16 protein-coding genes and 1 pseudogene are annotated in these 18,821 nt (G+C 70.5%); 8 read left to right on the forward strand and 9 right to left on the reverse strand.

What is annotated here, in order from left to right:
* Positions 1 to 127: 127 nt before the first annotated feature.
* The 3 genes from ACWCRB_RS15615 to ACWCRB_RS15625 all read right to left on the reverse strand — a co-directional run bounded on the left by ACWCRB_RS15615 (position 128) and on the right by ACWCRB_RS15625 (position 2,681).
* On the reverse strand, positions 128 to 1,072 hold the full coding sequence (locus ACWCRB_RS15615; RefSeq protein ID WP_450996615.1) for a DMT family transporter: 945 nt from the start codon (positions 1,070 to 1,072) through the stop codon (positions 128 to 130).
* Positions 1,073 to 1,160: 88 nt separating this feature from the next.
* A complete protein-coding gene (locus tag ACWCRB_RS15620) occupies positions 1,161 to 1,874 on the reverse strand; it encodes an ArsR/SmtB family transcription factor (RefSeq protein WP_450996562.1) in 714 nt (237 codons plus the stop codon).
* Positions 1,875 to 2,039: 165 nt separating this feature from the next.
* On the reverse strand, positions 2,040 to 2,681 hold the full coding sequence (locus tag ACWCRB_RS15625; protein WP_450996563.1) for a TetR/AcrR family transcriptional regulator: 642 nt from the start codon (positions 2,679 to 2,681) through the stop codon (positions 2,040 to 2,042).
* Positions 2,682 to 2,758: 77 nt separating this feature from the next.
* Here ACWCRB_RS15625 and ACWCRB_RS15630 point away from each other — a divergent pair, with 77 nt between their 5' ends.
* The 3 genes and pseudogenes from ACWCRB_RS15630 to ACWCRB_RS15640 all read left to right on the forward strand — a co-directional run bounded on the left by ACWCRB_RS15630 (position 2,759) and on the right by ACWCRB_RS15640 (position 4,946).
* Positions 2,759 to 3,910 (forward strand): acyl-CoA dehydrogenase family protein, encoded by a 1,152-nt coding sequence (locus tag ACWCRB_RS15630; RefSeq protein ID WP_450996616.1) that lies wholly within the window; start codon positions 2,759 to 2,761, stop codon positions 3,908 to 3,910.
* Positions 3,911 to 3,992: 82 nt separating this feature from the next.
* Positions 3,993 to 4,208, forward strand: a pseudogene (locus tag ACWCRB_RS15635) (YiaA/YiaB family inner membrane protein); the annotation flags it as partial.
* 90 nt (positions 4,209 to 4,298) lie between these two features.
* Positions 4,299 to 4,946 (forward strand): TetR/AcrR family transcriptional regulator, encoded by a 648-nt coding sequence (locus ACWCRB_RS15640; protein WP_450996564.1) that lies wholly within the window; start codon positions 4,299 to 4,301, stop codon positions 4,944 to 4,946.
* 24 nt (positions 4,947 to 4,970) lie between these two features.
* On the opposite strand, the gene ACWCRB_RS15645 is transcribed toward ACWCRB_RS15640, so the two are convergent.
* On the reverse strand, positions 4,971 to 5,432 hold the full coding sequence (locus tag ACWCRB_RS15645; RefSeq protein WP_369034756.1) for a MaoC family dehydratase: 462 nt from the start codon (positions 5,430 to 5,432) through the stop codon (positions 4,971 to 4,973).
* A gap of 103 nt (positions 5,433 to 5,535) precedes the next feature.
* On the opposite strand from ACWCRB_RS15645, the gene soxR reads away from it, so the two are divergent.
* Positions 5,536 to 6,051, forward strand: coding sequence for a redox-sensitive transcriptional activator SoxR (soxR, locus tag ACWCRB_RS15650; RefSeq protein ID WP_450996565.1), 516 nt, complete (start codon positions 5,536 to 5,538; stop codon positions 6,049 to 6,051).
* 95 nt (positions 6,052 to 6,146) lie between these two features.
* Here soxR and ACWCRB_RS15655 read toward each other — a convergent pair whose 3' ends face one another.
* Complete coding sequence (locus ACWCRB_RS15655) at positions 6,147 to 6,752, reverse strand: hypothetical protein (protein WP_369034754.1); 606 nt, start codon at positions 6,750 to 6,752, stop codon at positions 6,147 to 6,149.
* 416 nt (positions 6,753 to 7,168) lie between these two features.
* Between ACWCRB_RS15655 and ACWCRB_RS15660 the strand changes: the two genes are divergently transcribed.
* The gene (locus ACWCRB_RS15660; RefSeq protein ID WP_450996566.1) at positions 7,169 to 10,009 is read left to right on the forward strand and encodes a penicillin acylase family protein; all 2,841 of its coding nucleotides are present in this window, start codon (positions 7,169 to 7,171) and stop codon (positions 10,007 to 10,009) included.
* 31 nt (positions 10,010 to 10,040) lie between these two features.
* Here ACWCRB_RS15660 and ACWCRB_RS15665 read toward each other — a convergent pair whose 3' ends face one another.
* Together ACWCRB_RS15665 and ACWCRB_RS15670 are read right to left on the reverse strand one after the other, a co-directional pair.
* Positions 10,041 to 11,417: a serine-threonine protein kinase gene (locus ACWCRB_RS15665; RefSeq protein ID WP_450996567.1), complete on the reverse strand. Its 1,377-nt coding sequence runs from the start codon at positions 11,415 to 11,417 to the stop codon at positions 10,041 to 10,043.
* 81 nt (positions 11,418 to 11,498) lie between these two features.
* Positions 11,499 to 12,737, reverse strand: a complete 1,239-nt coding sequence (locus tag ACWCRB_RS15670) for an exo-beta-N-acetylmuramidase NamZ family protein (RefSeq protein WP_450996568.1) — start codon at positions 12,735 to 12,737, stop codon at positions 11,499 to 11,501.
* Positions 12,738 to 12,933: 196 nt separating this feature from the next.
* Here ACWCRB_RS15670 and ACWCRB_RS15675 point away from each other — a divergent pair, with 196 nt between their 5' ends.
* From ACWCRB_RS15675 to ACWCRB_RS15685, 3 genes are read left to right on the forward strand one after another with little or no spacing between them, the layout of a single operon-like run.
* Entirely contained in the window at positions 12,934 to 13,698 is a 765-nt protein-coding gene (locus ACWCRB_RS15675; RefSeq protein ID WP_450996617.1) for an SDR family oxidoreductase, read from the forward strand.
* Positions 13,695 to 15,368, forward strand: a complete 1,674-nt coding sequence (locus ACWCRB_RS15680) for a class I adenylate-forming enzyme family protein (RefSeq protein ID WP_450996569.1) — start codon at positions 13,695 to 13,697, stop codon at positions 15,366 to 15,368. Before ACWCRB_RS15675 ends, ACWCRB_RS15680 begins: the two co-directional genes overlap by 4 nt.
* A gap of 26 nt (positions 15,369 to 15,394) precedes the next feature.
* Complete coding sequence (locus tag ACWCRB_RS15685) at positions 15,395 to 15,988, forward strand: TetR/AcrR family transcriptional regulator (RefSeq protein ID WP_450996570.1); 594 nt, start codon at positions 15,395 to 15,397, stop codon at positions 15,986 to 15,988.
* Here the strand turns inward: ACWCRB_RS15685 and ACWCRB_RS15690 are convergent.
* Together ACWCRB_RS15690 and ACWCRB_RS15695 are read right to left on the reverse strand one after the other, a co-directional pair.
* The gene (locus tag ACWCRB_RS15690) at positions 15,985 to 16,692 is read right to left on the reverse strand and encodes a response regulator transcription factor (protein ID WP_450996571.1); all 708 of its coding nucleotides are present in this window, start codon (positions 16,690 to 16,692) and stop codon (positions 15,985 to 15,987) included. The genes ACWCRB_RS15685 and ACWCRB_RS15690 overlap by 4 nt on opposite strands.
* Positions 16,689 to 18,683: a sensor histidine kinase gene (locus ACWCRB_RS15695; protein ID WP_450996572.1), complete on the reverse strand. Its 1,995-nt coding sequence runs from the start codon at positions 18,681 to 18,683 to the stop codon at positions 16,689 to 16,691. The genes ACWCRB_RS15690 and ACWCRB_RS15695 overlap by 4 nt, the downstream gene beginning before the upstream one ends.
* Between the last annotated feature and the right edge of the window lie 138 nt (positions 18,684 to 18,821).

An 18,821-nucleotide genomic window follows, 5' to 3' on the forward strand; every position in this document is an offset into this window, starting at 1 on the left:
GCCGGCCGGGGCTTGATCTTTCAGCCCGTCCGGCGTTTGAGGACGAGCGCGTTCAGCGCGAAAGGGGGGTCTGGGGGCGCAGCCCCCAGAAGGATGGGACGGGTAGGGGCGGCGGGGGCGAAGAAAGCTAAGGAGTCTCCCCAGCCGCCGCGGGCACTCGCTTCGCGATCCGTCGCCGCGACCGCGACACCGCCACCCCCGCCAGACACAACCCCCCGCCCGCCAGGGTGAGAAGCCCCGGGACCTCGCCCAAGGCCAGCCAGGACATCAGGACGACCAGGGCGGGGACCGCGTACGTGGTCGCGCCCATACGGCTGGCCGTCGTCCGGGCCAGGGCGTAGGCCCAGGTCGTGAAGGCCAGGGCGGTCGGGAAGACGCCCAGGTAGATCATGTTGAGGGTGGCCGAGAACGGTGCGTCGGCCGCCTCACCGACCAGTTGCCCGGCGAACGGCAGACAGGTCAGGGCCCCGACCAGACAGCCGAACGTCGTCACCTGGAGGGCGCTCGCCGTGCCGAGGGCAGGCTTCTGCGCGACGACACCCGTGGCCCACGCCGCCGCGAGCAGACACAGCGCCACCCCGAGCACGGACGTACCGCCCCCGTCCGACATCGACAGCCCGACGGTCACCGCGCCCGCGAACGACACCGCCATGCCCGCGAGCAGCCTGGGCGGCATCGGATCGCCGAGGAGCCGGGTGCCGAGCAGGGCTATGAGGATCGGGCCGACGTTCACGACGAGGGCGGCCGTCCCGGCGTCCACCTGCTGCTCGCCCCAGTTGAGGACGACCATGTAGACCCCGAACCACAGCACGCCCGAGATCGCGATCCCCCGCCAGGCCGACCGGGGCGGCAGCCCCTCCCGCCGTACGAGACAGATCGCTCCCAGCGCCAGGAACCCGGCGAGCATCCGCCCGAGGGCCAGCGCCCCCGGCGAGTACGAGGCCCCCGCACTGCGGATCGACACGAACGCGGAGGCCCACAGCACCACGGTCACACAGGCCGCGACAGTGGCGAGCACCTCCGCACGAGGGGCCGTACGGGAGGGCGGAGAGGAGGACGGGGAGGAAGCCATCATGCTCCAGAGGCTAGGGAGAACGGGCTGGGAGGGCTCGCGATTTTCGGACGTGCGGCTCCCCGAGAGACGTACGGTCGTCGGTCGCTCAGTGCAGCGCCCTCGGCTCGATGCCGAGCAACTCGGCGAAACGGCGTTCCCCCTCCGGGGTCACCCTGACCGCCCGTTCCGAGCCGATGCGTACGCACCAGCGGGCGTCCAGGGCGTGCCTGCACAGGGCCGCGCCGGCCGTACCCGCGAGGTGGGCGCGGCGTTCGGTCCAGTCGAGGCAGGCGCGGGTGAGGGGGCGGCGGCCGGTGCGGTCGAGGTCGATGCCCGCGTCGGCGAACCAGCGCAGCCCGGCGTCCGTGAGCGCGAACCCGGTGTCCTGGCGCAGCAGCCCCCGTACGGTCAGGGCGTCGGTGAGGGCGATACCGAGCCGTCCGGCGAGGTGGTCGTAGCAGGTACGGCCACGTGCCATGGCTGACCCGGCGCCGGACTCCCGCAGTGTGCGCGGGCGTTGGGCCTCGGAGGGGCCGACCTGGGCGGCGAGGTCCTCGACGAGCTGGGCCACGCGGGCGTCGGCCAGCCGCACGTAACGGTGCCGCCCCTGACGCTCCTCGGCGAGCAGCCCACCGCCGACCAGCTTCCCCAGGTGCTCGCTGGCGGTCGACGGCGCGACCCCGGCGTACCGCGCCAGCTCCCCGGCGGTCCACGCCCGCCCGTCCAGCAGCGCGAGCAGAAATCCGGCCCGCGTCTCGTCGGCCAGCAGCCCGGCCAGCGCGGCGAGCCCGGACGCCCGGCCCGGCTTCCTGGTCTTCATGAGCCCAGCATGGGCCACGGACACTTCGGCGCCCGCCGAACAGTGCGGAGCGCTCCGCTGGGGGTGCCGTGACGGGTCGGTGTCGTCGGTTGTCTGCGGCGCCGTCGTGGCTGGTCGCGCAGTTCCCCGCGCCCCTTCAGGGCGCTTGTCGAGCCCCCGACCTGCTCAGGAGGTTCGCTTCAGTCGCTCGTACTGCTGTGCCAACCCGTCCAGCAGGGCCGTCAGGCCGGTTTCGAAGGCGCGCTCGTCGATCTTCTCCTGTTGCTCGGCGAGGAGGTGCGCCTGGCCGAGGTGGGGATAGTCGGCCGGGTCGTACGCGCTCTCGTCGTTCACGAAGCCCCCGGCGAAGGAGCCGAGCGCGGAGCCCATGATGAAGTACCGCATCAGCGCGCCGATCGACGTCGCCTGGGCGGGGGGCCAGCCCGCGCCGACCATCCCGCCGTAGACCGCGTCGGCGAGGCGCAGGCCCGCCGGGCGGCGGCCGGGGCCACGGACCATGACCGGGACGATGTTCGGGTGGTCGCGCAGGGCGGCCCGGTAGGAGACCGCCCAGTCGTGGAGTGCCGTGCGCCAGTCGCGGCCGTCCTCGAACATCGACAGGTCGACCAGCACACTCACCGAGTCCGCGACCGCCTCCAGGATCTGGTCCTTCGTCCGGAAGTGGTTGTAGAGGGACGGCCCGCTGACCCCCAGTTCGGCGGCGAGCCGACGCGTGGAGACGGCCGCCAGCCCCTCCGCGTCCACGAGCGCCCGCGCCGTCTCGACGATCAGGCCGGTGCTGAGGAGGGGCTTGCGTGGTCGGGCCATGGCGCACATAGTAGGGCTGGGTCACGGAAACTAGCAGTGCTAATTTAATGGGTCCGGTGGAGGGTGGTGGGGTCTTGGTGAATCTGGGGCTCAGTGACGAGCAGGAGGCCGTCCAGCGGCTCGCCCGGGACTTCGTCGAGCGTGAGATCACCCCCAATGTCGTCGAGTGGGACCGCGCCGAGAGCGTCGACCGGTCGATCGTGAAGAAGCTGGGCGAAGTCGGCTTCCTGGGGCTGACCATCGATGAGGGGTACGGCGGCTCGGGCGGCGACCATCTCTCGTACTGCCTGGTGACCGAGGAGCTGGGGCGTGGTGACTCGTCCGTGCGCGGGATCGTCTCGGTGTCCCTGGGGCTGGTCGCCAAGAGCATCGCGCACTGGGGGAGCGAGGAGCAGAAGCGCCGCTGGCTGCCCGGGCTCACCTCCGGCGCGTACGTCGGCTGCTTCGGGCTGACCGAGCCTGGCACCGGGTCCGACGCGGGCAACCTCACCACGCGGGCCGTGCCGGAGGGGGACGAGTACGTCGTCAACGGCACCAAGATGTTCATCACGAACGGGACTTGGGCCGATGTTGTTCTTCTCTTCGCCCGGTCCACCGACGCTCCCGGGCACAAGGGCGTCTCTGCCTTCCTTGTGCCTGCCGACACCCCCGGACTGACCCGCCGTCCCCTCCACGGCAAGCTCGGGCTGCGCGGTCAGGCCACCGCCGAACTGGTCTTCGAGGACGTGCGTGTGCCCGCCTCGGCGATGCTGGGCCCCGAGGGCAAGGGCTTCTCCGTGGCCATGTCGGCGCTCGCGAAGGGGCGGATGTCGGTCGCCGCCGGGTGCGTCGGGATAGCCCAGGCCGCCCTGGACGCGGCCGTGCGGTACGCGGGCGAGCGCGAGCAGTTCGGCGGGCCGATCGCCCGGCACCAGCTGGTGCAGGAGCTGATCAGCGACATCGCCGTCGATGTCGACGCGGCACGGCTGCTGACCTGGCGGGTCGCCGATCTCGTCGACCGGGGTCTGCCCTTCGCCACCGAGTCCTCCAAGGCCAAGCTCTTCGCCTCCGAGGCCGCCGTCCGCGCCGCCAACAACGCCCTCCAGGTCTTCGGCGGCTACGGCTACATCGACGAGTACCCGGCGGGCAAACTTCTGCGCGACGCCCGCGTGATGACCCTCTACGAGGGCACGAGCCAGATCCAGAAACTGCTGATCGGGCGGGCGCTGACCGGCGTATCCGCCTTCTGAGTCCCGCTGTTCCTGAGTATCCGTCTGAGTACTTCGGCGGATGTGGCGTCGGCCACCTCCGCCGACCCTTGTCCCCATGGACATGAACGAGAGACCGGTCAAGCAGCAGAACACGGCGGCCTTCTACGGCCAGGCCGTCGCGTCCTTCGCCGTCGCCATGGGCGCGACGGCCATCGGCATCTTCCGGCTGAACGCCGACGCCTGGGTGCGCGGCTTCCTCGCCATCGCCGTCCTCTACCTGGTGACCTCCTCCTTCACCCTGGCCAAGGTCATCCGCGACCGCCAGGAGTCGGGGCGCTGAGAGCCGCTCTGTGCGGGCAGGCTAAGCGCCCGCTCACCCACGGCGGTACAGTGGGGGGTCACTGTCGGTGGAAGGGGCGAACGGGCGATGAGTACGGCGGAGGAGATTGCCGGCGGCGAGGCGGCGCCGTGGGGTGAGGTGACCCCCGACGCGGCCAGGCGGCTGCTCGTCGCCGCCGTGGAGGCCTTCGCCGAGCGCGGCTACCACGCGACGACGACCCGTGACATCGCGGGCCGCGCGGGCATGAGCCCGGCCGCGCTCTACATCCACTACAAGACCAAGGAAGAGCTGCTCCACCGGATCAGCAGGATCGGCCACGAGAAGGCCGTCGACATCCTGCGGACGGCGGCCCGGACCGAGGGCACCTCGACCGAGCGGCTGGCCGAGGCCGTCAGCTCCTTCGTCCGCTGGCACGCCGGAGGGCGCACCACGGCACGGGTCGTGCAGTACGAACTGGACTCGCTCGGCCCCGAGGCCCGCGCCGAGATCCTCGCGCTGCGCCGCCAGTGCGACGCCGAGGTGCGCGGGATCATCGAGGACGGTGTGGAGGCGGGCGAGTTCGACGTCCCCGACGTACCGGGCACGACGCTCGCCGTGCTCTCGCTCTGCGTCGACGTGGCCCGCTGGTTCAACGTCAACGGTTCGCGCACGCCCGACGAGGTCGGCGCGCTCTACGCCGACCTCGTGCTGCGGATGGTGGCGGCCGAGCAGGTCCTGAAAGTGAGTGGGGCCTAGCAGGTCCTGGAGGGTCGGCGGGTCCTAGAGGTAGTAGCGCGACACGGACTCCGCCACGCACACCGGCTTGTCGCCGCCCTCGCGCTCCACGCTGAACCCGACGGTGACCTGGACGCCCCCGGGGACGTCTTCGACGCCGTTGATCGTGGCGGTGGCGCGCAGCCGGGAGCCGACCGGGACGGGCGCGGGGAAACGCACCTTGTTCGTCCCGTAGTTGACGCCCATCTTCACGTTCTCGACCTTGATCAGCTGCGGCCCGAAGAGCGGCAGCAGGGAGAGGGTCAGATAGCCGTGCGCGATGGTCGTCCCGAAGGGGCCGGTGGCCGCCTTCTCCGGGTCGACGTGGATCCACTGGTGGTCGCCGGTGGCGTCCGCGAACAGGTCGATGCGCTTCTGGTCGACCTCCAGCCAGTCGGTGTACCCCAACTGCTCACCGACCGCCGCCTTCAGGTCGTCCGCGCCCGTGAAGATCCTCGGCTCTGCCATGTCCCGGCCTCCTCGCCACTTGTCTAAGCAACTGCTTAGCATGGTCGGCCGCGGTTTCCCTGTCAACGGACTGCGGCAAGCCGTCTTGGGTAGGGTTCGGGGAGTGCCCCAGATTCCCGAGAAGATCCATGAACTCACGGTCGGCCAGCTCGCCGCCCGCAGCGGCGCCGCCGTCTCCGCCCTGCACTTCTACGAGTCCAAGGGCCTCATCAGCAGCCGTCGCACCTCGGGCAACCAGCGCCGCTACAGCCGTGACGCGCTGCGCAGGGTCGCCTTCGTCAGGGCCGCGCAGCGGGTCGGTATCCCGCTCGCCACGATCCGCGAGGCGCTCGCCGAACTCCCCGAGGAGCGGACGCCCACGCGGGACGACTGGGCCCGGCTCTCCGAGAACTGGCGTTCCGAACTGGACGAGCGCATCAAGCAGTTGAATCGGTTGCGGGATCACCTCACCGACTGCATCGGCTGTGGCTGTCTGTCACTGGAGGGGTGTGTGCTGTCCAACCCGGATGATGTGTTCGGCGAGAGCCGGGCGGGGTCGCGGCTGATGGTGGAGAGGGGCGGCGCCAAGGCGGTTACTCGTACTCCGTCTCGGCCTTGCACGTCGGACGTGCCGGACTGATCGTTGTCGGCCGCGGGCCGGTGGGGGCTGGTCGCGCAGTTCCCCGCGCCCCTAAAAACAGGGGGTGCGGCATCCCCGGCGCACCCCCGTCGTGCTCAGGCCGACGCAAGCAGCAGCCGTCCGCGCCTGGACTCCGCCAGGGCCTCGGGGGTCAGTACGGGCCGCGGCACCACGATGCCGCACTCCGTGCAGACGGGACCCGACGACGGCTCATGGGCCAGGTCGTACTTCCAGGTGAGGCGCTCCCCGACGCAGACCGGGCACACCGAGCCCGGTTCGCGCTCCAGGGCGGCGATCAGCCGTCGCAGCACCTCGGCCAGCGGTTCATGGGGATGTACCCCCGGGTCGTCGCACCAGGCCACCCCGAACCCACCCCAGGTCAGCCGATGCCAGTCGTCCACGCTTCCGGGCCGGCGCAGCCCGTCGAACTTCTCCTTCTTGCGGCGCTTCGCGAACTCCACCTCGTAGGCCAGCCAGACCGAGCGCGCTTCCTCCAGCTCGTCCAGTGCGGCCACGAGCCGCGCTGGATCGGGGGACCGGTCCTCGGGACCGAACCCGGCCCGGGAGCACAGATGGTCCCAGGTCGCCCTGTGCCCGTAAGGGGCGAACCTCTCAAGGCACTTGCGGAGCGAGTAACGCCGCAGTGCCAGATCGCTCCGCGGATCCCGCACCTGTCTCGCCAGACTCCGGAAACCGGCCATCGCCTTGCACCTCCGTCACACCTGCACCTGTACTTCGGTCACTTCGGCGTCGTCGAACGGACGTCGCCGAATAGACGTATCGACAAGCGATTCGGCTCCATCCGTTTTCCGATGACGGCCATAAGCCGTTCGTCGGCCCCCATGGGACCGACGTCAACGGCCCTAAGCCGTCCGCCGGACCACCCCTCACGGTTACCTCCCGCAGCTGTCGGCCGCCTGTGGAACACCTGTTGAACATCGCGCCGGACCCAAGTCGCGCCCAGCGCCCCCGAAGTGCCCCCGCACTCCTCCCAACGCATTTGCCGTACCACGTTGTTCAAAAGTGACGCATGTTCATCTTCGAACCCGGGGATACCGGCGGTAACGTCCGGCCCACCCCGTCCGGAGTCGGCCACCCCCCGTCCGGAGGAGCTGCCATGTCACGGCGCACCCCAGGCACCACCGTCGACAGGACCACCGGGACCCTCAGACCCTTCAGGTCATCGAGGTCCCTCGACAGACTGAGAACTCCCCGCGGAGTCTTCGGGTTCCTGAAGACCGCAGCTGTATGCACGCTCATTGCCGGTCTTTTGTCGCCGCTTTCCCCGATCTCCCCGGCGACCGAGGCCCACGCGGCAGCCGCGAACGACTACTGCGGAGCCCAGTGTTCCGACATCCTGCCGCCCGGCCAGAACGGCAACGCGACCCTCGCCCAGATCCTCCTCAACCAGGCCTTCGGCACCCAGCCCGAACACGCGGAAGACCAGCTCGGGCCCTATGCCAACCTGGCCACGGGGTACTCGGGACTCACCAACGCCACCATCAACAACTTCTTCAACGACGCCTCGTTCGGGGTCGCCGCCGACCAGGTCGCCTCGACCCTGGCCCCGGCCGGCCGCACCGACGTGACGATCGTCCGCGACAAGAAGACGGGTGTGCCGCACATCACAGGCACCACCCGTTACGGCACCGAGTTCGGCGCCGGTTACGCCGCAGCCCAGGACCGCCTCTGGCTGATGGACGTCTTCCGGCACGTCGGACGCGGCCAGCTCACGCCCTTCGCGGGCGGCGACCCCTCCAACCAGGGCCTTGAACAGGAGTTCTGGCGCCACGCCCCCTACACCGAGGCCGACCTCCAGGCCCAGATAGACAACGCGGTCGCCACCAACGGCGCCCGCGGCCAGCAGGCCCTCGCCGACGTCAACGCCTACGTCGCCGGCATCAACGCGTACATCGACGCCTCCGACAGCGGCCGTTACTTCCCCGGCGAGTACGTCCTGACCGGCTGGAAGGACTCCGTCACCAACGCGGGCACCATCCAGAAGTTCAAGGCCACCGACCTGGTCGCACTGGCCTCCGTGATCGGCGCCCTCTTCGGCTCCGGCGGCGGCGGTGAGGTCAACAACGCGATCTCCCTCATGGCGGCCCAGAACAAGTACGGCGTCGTCGAGGGCACCAAGGTCTGGGAGTCCTTCCGCGAGCGCAACGACCCCGAGGCCGTCCTCACCGTCCACAACGGCGAGAGTTTCCCGTACGCGACCGCGCCCGCCGACCCGCAGGGCGAGGCCCTGCCCGACGCCGGCACGGTCGTCACGGAACCGCTGGTGTACGACCGTACGGGCAGCGCCGCCACCACGACCGCGACGACGGCCTCCACCACGGCGACGGCCACCGCCCTCACCTCCGCCAAGCGCGGGATGTCCAACGCCCTGGTGGTGAGCGGGGCGAAGACCGCCAGCGGCCACCCGATCGCCGTCTTCGGCCCGCAGACCGGCTACTTCGCACCCCAGCTGCTCATGCTTCAGGAGATCCAGGGCCCGGGCCTCAGCGCGCGCGGCGCCTCCTTCGCGGGGCTGAGCATGTACGTCGAACTCGGCCGCGGCCAGGACTACGCGTGGAGCGCGACGACCTCCGGGCAGGACATCATCGACTCGTACGCGGTCGAGCTGTGCCAGGACGACGTCCACTACCTCTACCACGGCACCTGCACGGCCATGGAGAAGATCGAGCAGACCAACGCCTGGAAGCCGACCACGGCCGACGACACGGCCGCCGGCTCCTACCGCATGCAGGTCTACCGGACGAAATACGGCCCGGTGAGCCATCGGGCGACGGTCGGCGGGAAGAAGGTCGCCTACACCACCCTGCGCTCCTCCTACATGCACGAGGCCGACTCGATCATCGGCTTCCAGATGCTCAACGACCCCGACTACGTGAAGGGCCCGGCGACCTTCCAGTCGGCGGTGCAGCACATCAACTTCACCTTCAACTGGTTCTACGCCGACTCCACGCACACCGCGTACTACAACAGCGGCGACAACCCGGTGCGCGCGAGCGGAGTCGACGCCGAGTTCCCGGTCTGGGCGCAGGCAGCGTACGAGTGGCAGGGCTGGAACCCGACCACGAACACCGCCACCTACACACCGGCCTCCGCGCACCCCAACTCGGTCGACCAGGACTACTACATCTCCTGGAACAACAAACAGGCCAAGGACTACACCACCGCCCCCTGGGGCAACGGCTCCGTCCACCGCGGCAACCTCCTGGAGGACCGGGTCAAGAAACTCGTCACGGCGGGCGGCGTGACCCGGGCCCAACTCGTGAAGGCGATGGCCGACGCCGCGCTCGCCGATCTCCGGGCCGAGGACGTGCTGCCGAAGCTGCTGCGGGTCATCAACAGCTCGACGGTCACGGACTCCACGGCAGCGGCGGCCGTCAGCAAGCTGTCGGCATGGGTGACGGCGGGCGCCAAACGCACGGAGACGTCCGCCGGTTCGAAGGCGTACGCCAACGCCGACGCGATCCGCATCCTGGACGCCTGGTGGCCGCTGCTGGTGCAGGCCGAGTTCGAACCGGGCCTCGGCACCGACCTCTACACCGCCATCACCACCAACCTCCCCGTCGACGAGGCCCCTTCGGCCGCACACGGTCCGACCGGCGCACACGCCGGAAGCTCCTTCCAGTACGGCTGGTGGAGCTATGTCGACAAGGACATCCGGGCGGTTCTCGGTGACTCGGTACAGGGCGGCCTCGCACAGAAGTACTGCGGCGGCGGCACGCTCACCGGCTGCCGGGACATCCTGATCAGCACCCTGAAGACCGCGGCGGGCAAGACGGCCGCCCAGGTCTACCCCGGCGACGATCTCTGCGCGGCGGGCAACCAGTGGTGCGCCGACTCGATCGTCCAGCGCACCCTGGGAGGCATCAAGCACTACAACATCAGCTGGCAGAACCGGCCGACCTATCAGCAGGTCGTCGAGTTCACTTCACACCGGTAACAGCTGCTCCGGTGCAGGCGGCGGGTCGCATTCACTTGATACGGCCCGCCGCCAGCACCACCCGCGCCAACTCCGCGTGGCAGATGTCGCTGTGGGCCCCCACCGGACCCCCACCGTTCTTGACCACCGCCGCCGCGTCGACGCTCACGCACCCGCTCACCGGCAGCTTCGCGGGCTGGAGCGCCTCGGCGAGCGTCAGCCTGACCGTGCCCGGCACCGCCTGGACACCGTCGTGGCCCAACGCGCCCCACTTGGGGCCCAGCGTCTTCGCGACACTGAACCCCGCGAACGACCGGTCGGCGCCGAGCAACCCCTGGCTCTCGCCCGCCATGCGCGAGGCCAGCGGATAGAACGTGCTGAGCGCCCCGTCGTGCTGGGAGTAGCAGCACACCAGGGGACCGTCGATACGGCTCTGCCTGCCCCGCAACGCGCCCCCGGCGCCCGTGTCATGGGGCAGCTTCTCCGCGAACGCGTAGTGCGAGAAGGCCCCTTGGAGAAGCGTCACCGACTTCACCGTGCCGACCTCCTCGGGCAGCCCGCGCAGCGCGAACGACACCAGCCGGGCGCCGAAACTGTGCCCGACGAGATGCACCCGCACTCCGGGCGCCGCCTTGGCGAGCCGCCCGAGCAGCGGTCCGAGGCCCCGTTCACCGACGGTTCCGGCCCGCCGTTTCATCGCGTAATAGGTGGCCTGCCGCAACAGCTCCTGTGCGCCCTTCCACGGGTTGGGCAGCGCGAACTCGGCGACGGCGCCCGGGGATTCGTGACCCGCGAGAGTCCGGGCGAACTCCTCGCAGACCGCCGCCGTGCTCCCCGCGAACATCTCGGGGACGCCCTCCGGCTCGCCGTCCCCGAGGAGATCCGCCGCGAACCCCGCCTGCGGTGCGTCCGGCGGCACCTCCACGAGCAGCCGCACCAGCCCGCCGAACTCCTCCAAGGCCCGCTCGTCGTCGGGCTGTTGGTCCAGCAGGCGGGCGATCTGCTCGACGACCGTGGCCCGCCCCGGGAAGGTTTCGAGCAGGGCGTGCCGGGTGTCCTTGTCGAGACCGGGCCGGCCGGTCGCCGCCGTGGCGGCAGCCGTGGCGGTGGCGGTGGCGGTGGCGGTCATGGACCGCGGGAAGTCGGGGATCGGCTCGTCCGTGAAGCGCATCGATGGCCAGACCACGCCCACGTAGCCGATCCTGGCCGTCGCGGGCGCGAGTGTGGGGATCGGTGCGAAGAACCTGCTGTACAGCTCGGTCGCCATGGACCGGTCGTTGTTCCAGCCGTGCGCGAAGACGACGAGGTCACGCACCTGAAGCGGGTTCACCCCCGCGATCAGCCGGTCCCGTTTGCGCCCGTCGGTGTCGCCGTCCGCGTCGAAGGTCAGCTCCCAGTAGGGAGAAACGCTCATTTCCGGATCCGCCATGGCAGTCCCTGTCCCCCGTGGTGTGTCGTGATGTGGGGCGTATCGTCCCGCTAACAGGGGTTGTTGGCCATACGTCACGGCTCACTTATAAGCAAGGTATTTCCTACGCACGTTCCGGAAGGCCGCCAGCTCCTCCTGCCAGCCCGCCACGACCTCGTCGGTATCGGCGCCCGCGTCGATCATCGTGCGCACCAGAGTGGATCCGGTGAGCTTGTCGATCCAGTTGTCGGAGCGCCAGGTGAAGCCGCTCCAGACCTTCTTGGCGGTCACCAGCAACGCGACTCCGGTGCGCACCGGGTCGTACGCCGCCCGGTCGTGCACATGGATCTGTACGCCCCCGATGGTCTTCCCCTGGAACTTGGAGAAGGTCGGTGCGAAGTACGCCTCCCTGAAGTGCACCCCGGGCAGGCCGAGTCGCTCCGCCGCGAGGGCCCACCGCCGGTCGATGCCCTCGGCGCCGAGCAGCTCGAACGGCCGGGTCGTGCCCCGTCCCTCCGAGAGGTTCGTCCCCTCGAAGAGACATGTCCCCGAGTAGACGAGGGCGGTGTCGGGCGTCGGCATGTTCGGGCTGGGCGGCACCCAGGGCAGCCCGGACGCGTCGTAGAACTCCGACCGCTTCCACCCCGACATCAGTACGGTGTCCAGCTCCACCGGCGCGACCAGGAACTCCTTGTTGAACAGCCGCGCCAGCTCCGCCACCGTCATCCCGTGCGCCTGTGCGATCGGCTGCCGCCCGACGAACGTCGCGAACTCCTTGTGCAGCACGGGCCCCTGGGCTGCCCGCCCGGTCACCGGGTTCGGCCGGTCCAGCACGAGGAAGGGCTTGCCGGCGAGTTGGGCCGCCTCCATGCAGTCGTACAGCGTCCAGATGTACGTGTAGAAGCGGGCGCCCACGTCCTGGATGTCGAAGACGACGGTGTCCACGCCGGAGGCGGTGAAGATGTCGGCGAGCGGTTGGCCGCTCTTGAGGTACGTGTCGTAGACGGGGAGCCCGGTCGCGGGGTCGTCGTAGCGGCCCTCGGAGCCGCCTGCCTGGGCGGTGCCGCGGAAGCCGTGCTCGGGGCCGAAGACGGCGGTCAGGTTGACGCGGGCGTCTGCGTGCATGACGTCGACGATGTGGTGTACGTCTCTGGTTACGCCGGTGGGGTTGGTGACCAGGCCGACTTTTCTGCCCTTGAGGGGGGTGTAGTCGTTTGCGGTCAGGTTTTCGAAGCCGGTGCGGAGTTGTTTTGGGCGGTGTTGGGGAGGTGCGGCGGCGCTGCATGCGGGTAGGGAGGCTGCGGTGGCTGTGGTGAGTAGGCCGCGTCTGGACAGGGGCATGGGGGTTCCCTCCGTGAAGCGGTACGGCTGGTGTTGGCACCGTATGTGCTACCGCCTGTCGTTCGTAGGGTGCGGGCTCGTTGTGGCTTGTCGCGCAGTTCCCCGCGCCCCTGTGTGGGTCCAGTCGCCCTTCCCTGTTACATACCGACTGGTTAGTCTGGGCTTGCTTGGAGCCGTGTCGTGTCAAGGGAGACCGATTGTGGGTGTCGTTCAGGGTGCCGGAGTGGTTGTCACCGGGGCTGGAGGCGGGATCGGGGCCGCTCTGGCCCGGCGGTTCGCTGCTGAAGGGGCCCGGGTTGTCGTCAATGACCTGGACGCCGACAAGGCGGGGGCCGTCGCCGATGAGATAGGCGGGATCGCGGTTCCAGGGGACGCCTCCGGGATCGTTACCGAAGCCCGTGCCGCTCTCGGCGGAACCGTCGACATCTACTGCGCCAACGCCGGGCTTGCCTCGGGTGGGTCCGAGGCGGCTGACGAGAAGGTCTGGGCGCTTGCCTGGGACGTGAACGTGATGGCGCATGTGCGGGCGGGCCACGAGCTGTTGCCGGAGTGGCTGGAGCGGGGGAGTGGGCGGTTCGTGTCCACCGTGTCCGCCGCCGGGCTGCTCACCATGATCGGCGCGGCGCCCTACAGCGTGACCAAGCACGGTGCGTACGCCTTCGCCGAGTGGCTGTCCCTGACGTACCGCCACCGTGGGCTCAAAGTACACGCCATCTGCCCGCAGGGCGTCCGTACGGACATGCTGGCCGGGACCGGCAGTGCGGGCGATCTGGTGCTCGCGCCGACCGCGATCGAGCCCGAGACGGTCGCGGACGCGCTGTTCAAGGGGATCGACGAGGACCGGTTCCTGATCCTGCCGCATCCCGAGGTCGCCGAGTACTACCAGGCACGGGCCGCCGATCCCGACCGCTGGCTGACGAACATGAACCACATCCAGCAGAAGTGGGAGGCCACCCGATGACCGAATCCGGCTCCCACTATGCGGCTCAGCCCTGGCTGGGGCTCCTCGACGACGTCCAGCGCGGGCCCATCAGTCCCGACGACTCGCTCGTGCACGCGTTGCGCCGGACCGCCGCCGAGGTCCCGGACCGTACCCTCCTCGCCTACTTCGACGGGCGGCTCAGTCATCGTGAGGTCGACGAGCTGAGCGACTCCGTCGCCGGGTATCTCGTCACCCGGGGGCTGGAGCGCGGGGACCGGGTCGCCGTTCTGCTGCAGAACTCTCCGCTGTTCGTGCTCGCCGTGCTGGGGGCCTGGAAGGCGGGCGCGACCGTCGTCCCCGTCAACCCGATGTACAAGTCGGGGGAGGTGACGCACGTCCTGCGGGACGGTGACGTGGCCGCGCTGATCTGCTCCGACCGGGCCTGGGAGTCGTATCTGCGGGAGACGGCCGCGGACTCCCCGGTGCGGATCGTGCTCACCGGGTGCGAGCTGGACTTCCAGAGCCGTGGGGACGCGCGCGTGCTCGCCTTCGATCGGCTGCCGCAGGCCCCGGACGCCGAGGATCTGGCCGCTGTCGCCCAGTACGGGCACAGCGCCCCTGTCGGCCGTGACCCGCTCCCCGCCGACATCGCGCTGATCAGCTACACCTCCGGCACGAGTGGCACCCCCAAGGGGGCCACCAACACGCACGGCAACATCATGTACAACGCGGAACGGCAGCGGACGGGTCTCGCGCTGCCCGAGGCGCCCGTCTACTTCGCGATGGCGCCCCTGTTCCACATCACCGGCATGGTCTGTCAGCTCGGCGCCAGTCTGAACAGCGCGGGCACGCTCGTGCTCGCCTACCGCTTCGAGCCCGGGGTCGTCCTGGACGCGTTCGCCGAGCACCGCCCCCACTACACGGTCGGCCCGTCCACGGCCTTCATGGCCCTGGCCGCGCACCCGGACGTCACCCCGGACCACTTCGCCTCCTTCCGGAACATCTCCTCCGGCGGCGCCCCGCTGCCGCCCGCCCTCGTGGAGAAGTTCCGGGCCGGCTTCGGCCCGTACATCCGCAACGGCTACGGCCTCACCGAGTGCACCGCGCCCTGCGCCTCCGTACCGCCCGCCCACGAGGCCCCCGTCGACCCGGTCTCCGGCACCCTCGCCGTGGGCGTGCCGGGCCCCGACACCGTCGTACGCATCGTCGACGACCGGGGCGCCGAGGTTCCCTTCGGGGAACAGGGCGAGATCCTCGTACGGGGTCCGCAGGTCGTCCCCGGCTACTGGCGGCTCCCTGAGGCCACCGCGGAGACCTTCCCGGAGGGGGAGCTGCGGACCGGTGACATCGGGTTCATGGACGAGCAGGGGTGGCTGTACGTCGTCGACCGGAAGAAGGACATGATCAACGCGTCCGGCTTCAAGGTGTGGCCGCGTGAGGTCGAGGACGTGCTGTACACCCATCCGGCGGTACGCGAGGCGGCGGTCGTCGGGGTGCCCGACGGGTACCGCGGGGAGACCGTGAAGGCATACATCAGCCTCCGTCCGGGCAGCGAGGGGGACCCCGACGCGCTGGCCGCGTACTGCAAGGAGAGACTGGCCGCCTACAAATACCCGCGGCAGGTGGAGATCCTGCCCGACCTGCCGAAGACGGCGACTGGAAAGATTCTCCGTCGGGAACTGCGTTCCCGTAGGCAGAACGAGCAGTGACGAACGGAAAAGCAGGAGGCGGCACAGTGCCCAGGACGACCGACGGAGACGGTACGCCCGTCCCGCAGCGGCTGCTGGCCGCCGCTACTCGGCTCTTCGCCGAGCAGGGCTACGACCGCACCTCCGTGCAGGAGATCGTCGAGGCGGCCGGCGTCACCAAAGGGGCGCTGTACCACTACTTCGGGTCCAAGGACGACCTCCTGCACGAGGTGTACGCGCGCGTGCTGCGGGTGCAGCAGGAGCGGCTGGACGCCTTCTCCAGCTCCGACGAACCGATCGAGAAGCGGCTGCGGGGCGCTGCCGCGGACGTCGTCGTCACGACGATCGAGAACCTCGACGACGCGATGATCTTCTTCCGTTCCATGCACCACCTGAGCCCGGAGAAGAACAAGCAGGTGCGCGCCGAGCGCCGGCGCTACCACGAGCAGTTCCGCGCGCTCGTAGAGGAGGGCCAGGAGAGCGGCGTCTTCTCGGCGGCCACCCCGGCGGACCTGGTCGTGGACTACCACTTCGGCTCGGTCCACCACCTGTCCACCTGGTACCGCCCCGACGGCCCCATGAGCCCGCAGGAGGTCGCCGACCACTTGGCCGACCTCCTGCTGAGAGCCCTGCGGCCCTAGGCCTCCGCAGCGGGGCCGAGCCCTGCCTCCCGTGCCCAGGCCGCCGCCTGGGCGCGGTCGGTGACGCCCAGCTTCGCCAGGACCGCCGACATGTGGTTGCTGACCGTCTTGGGGGAGAGCCCGAGCCGGGTGGCCACCACCCCGTTGGGCTGGCCGTCGGCGATCAGTGTCAGCACGTCGCGCTCGCGCGGGGTGAGCGTCGGGCACGGATCGGGCTGCGGCAGCGGCCGGCCGAGCTGCCCGAGGACCCTCCGTGCCACCCCGGGACCGAAGATCGCCTCACCGGCGGCCACCGCCCGGATGGCCCGGACGATCTCGTCCTGCCCGGCGCCCTTGAGCACATAGCCCCGGGCACCGGCCCGCATCGCCGCGAACACCGAGTCGTCGTCCTCGACCATCGTGAGCATCAGCACGGCCACGGAGGGCGCCGCGCGGCCGATCTCCCGGGTCGCGTCGATGCCGTTGAGATCCGGCATGCGGATGTCCATCACCACGACGTGCGGCCGCAGCGTCACCGCGGCACGCACCGCCTCCCGCCCGCTCGCCGCGACCCCGACGACCCGCACGGCGGGGCTGCCCTCCCGGACGGACTCCAGCAGCGCCGAGAGCCCGGTGCGTACGACGGGGTGGTCGTCGGCGAGGACGACCCGCAGCCCGTCACCCACCTCGTGCGGGTCCCGCGGGCCCGGTGCGTTCGTCGTCATGTCGTCCCTCCCAGCGGCAGCAGCGCCACCACCCGCCCGTGCCCCGCCACGCAGTTGCCCCCCAGCTCGGCCGCCCGCTCCTGCATGGAGGTGATGCCCACCCCGGGCTGCCAGGCCGTCTCCTCCCCGACCGGGGAGCCGTCGTCGCACACCTCCAGGCGCAGCCCGTCGCCGATCTCGATGCGCAGGTCCACGTTCGAGGCCCGCGCGTGCCGGGCCGCGTTGGTGAGCGCCTCGGTGGCGATCCGGTACGCCGCGACCTCGACGGCGGCCGGCAGCGGGGGCAGCCGCTCCGGGGCCTGCACACGAACGCTCACCCGGCTGCCGTCGGCCCGCCACGACAGCCGCGCCGAACGCTCCCGCAGCGCACCGAGGAGCCCCAGCTGGTCCAGGTCCGGCGGACGCAGCCCGTCCACCAGCCGCCGTACCTCCACGACCGCCCCGCCGATCTCCGTGCGCAGCCCGGCGAGCAGCCCGGCCGCCCGTTCCGGGTCGAAGTCCCACAGGTTGCCCACCGCGTCGGCCTGGAAGGCGACCCCGGCGAGCGTCGGACCGAGCCCGTCGTGCAGATCCCGGCGGATCCGCCGCCGCTCCTCCTCGCGCGCGGCGACGATCCGCTCCCGCGACTGCTGCAACTGCCGTGACAGATCGGTCGCGTGCAACGCTGCCGCCAGCGGTACGGCGAGCAGCTCCAGCACGGCCAGATCCGCGGGCGCCGGCTGCTGCTCGCCGGGGCGCAGCCCGACCACCAGCTCGCCCACGCACCGCCCGTCGTAGTCGAGGGGCACGGTGTGCGTGTGCCGGTCCGGGGCGCCCCAGTCCGCACCCGCCTCCCCGGACTTCGGGACGACCTGGACGTACGGCAGCCGCAGCGCCTCGCCCACCGCCTCCGGCACCGCCGCCATCCCGGTCCCGGCCAGCCGCTCGCCGATACGGGAGACCGCCCGCACGGGGTCGTGCCGGTCGCCGTACAGCGTCCGGTCGACCATGCGCTGCAGCAGCCGCCGGGCGGGTTCGAAGGCGACCGCGAGAGTGACAGTGACCAGCGCGGGGCCGAGGAGTTCGGGGAGCGGGTCGAGCAGGGACTGGACGAAGGTGACGAGGCCGACGTAGGCGGAGATCACGCCGATTGTGAGCGCGCCGTACAGCAGACTCCGTGAGACGACGAGGCGGATGTCGAGCAGCTCGTGGCGCACCACGGCGATCATGACGGCGACCGGCAGGAACAAGGTGCAGCACGAGGCGTAGACCGCGGGGAAGCCGAAGAGCTGCAGCAGCACGCTCAGCACCAGGGGAGTCATCCCGGCGATCAACCACAGCAGCCGACGCCGGTCCTGTTCCCCGCCGCGCCGGTAGCGCACGGACATGACGGCGAACACGCCGGCCAGGACGAGGAAAGCCTTGACGGTCTCGACCTGTCTGAGCAGGGGCAGCCAGCCGTCCGGCACCGGCAGGTACGACGGCTGGGCCGCGGTGTTCCGGAACAACCCCAGGTCCTGCCGCGCCCAGATGGCGAAGTCGAAGGGCGAGGAGAGCAGTTGGAGGATGAGTGCCCAGCGCCAGCGGCGGTCGGGCAGCCGTCCGTCGGGGAACAGGAAGAACACGAAGACGAACGCCCAAGAGCTCCCGATGATCCAGGTGTGCCGCCCGATGGTGGTGAGCGCGTGCAGCACCTCGGGGGGCCAGCCCAGCCGCAGCCCCTCGACACCGAGACCGATCGACAGCCCCGTGAACGCGTGGCCCAGGCCGTACCCGATGAGCAGCCAGCCGATGGGGTTGCGCGGGCGGTGCAGCGCGATCACCACGCCGCAGACGGGGTAGGCGATGCCGACCGCCAGGTCGACGACCATGTCGTACCGAAGCACGTCGGACGGCGAGACCCTGGCCACCGCCAACGCGGTGGCGCCCACGGCGACTTGGGCCAGCGCCAGCCCCAGCAGGGCGTACGCCACCATGGTGCGCCGCCGGGTTCGCCCGTTCCCGTCCTTCATGACAGCCATCGTCCCGGTTCGCGCACCCGGGTGTCATGGGAACCGTTCCCGGTCCACCCGGGAGAACTTCCGGGCGCCGCCCGGCCGGCACCCCTCAACTCCCGGCCCCCGCACCGGCGATGCTCGTGGCAGCGGAAC

The sequence above is a fragment of the Streptomyces sp. NPDC002156 genome, assembly GCF_053593675.1.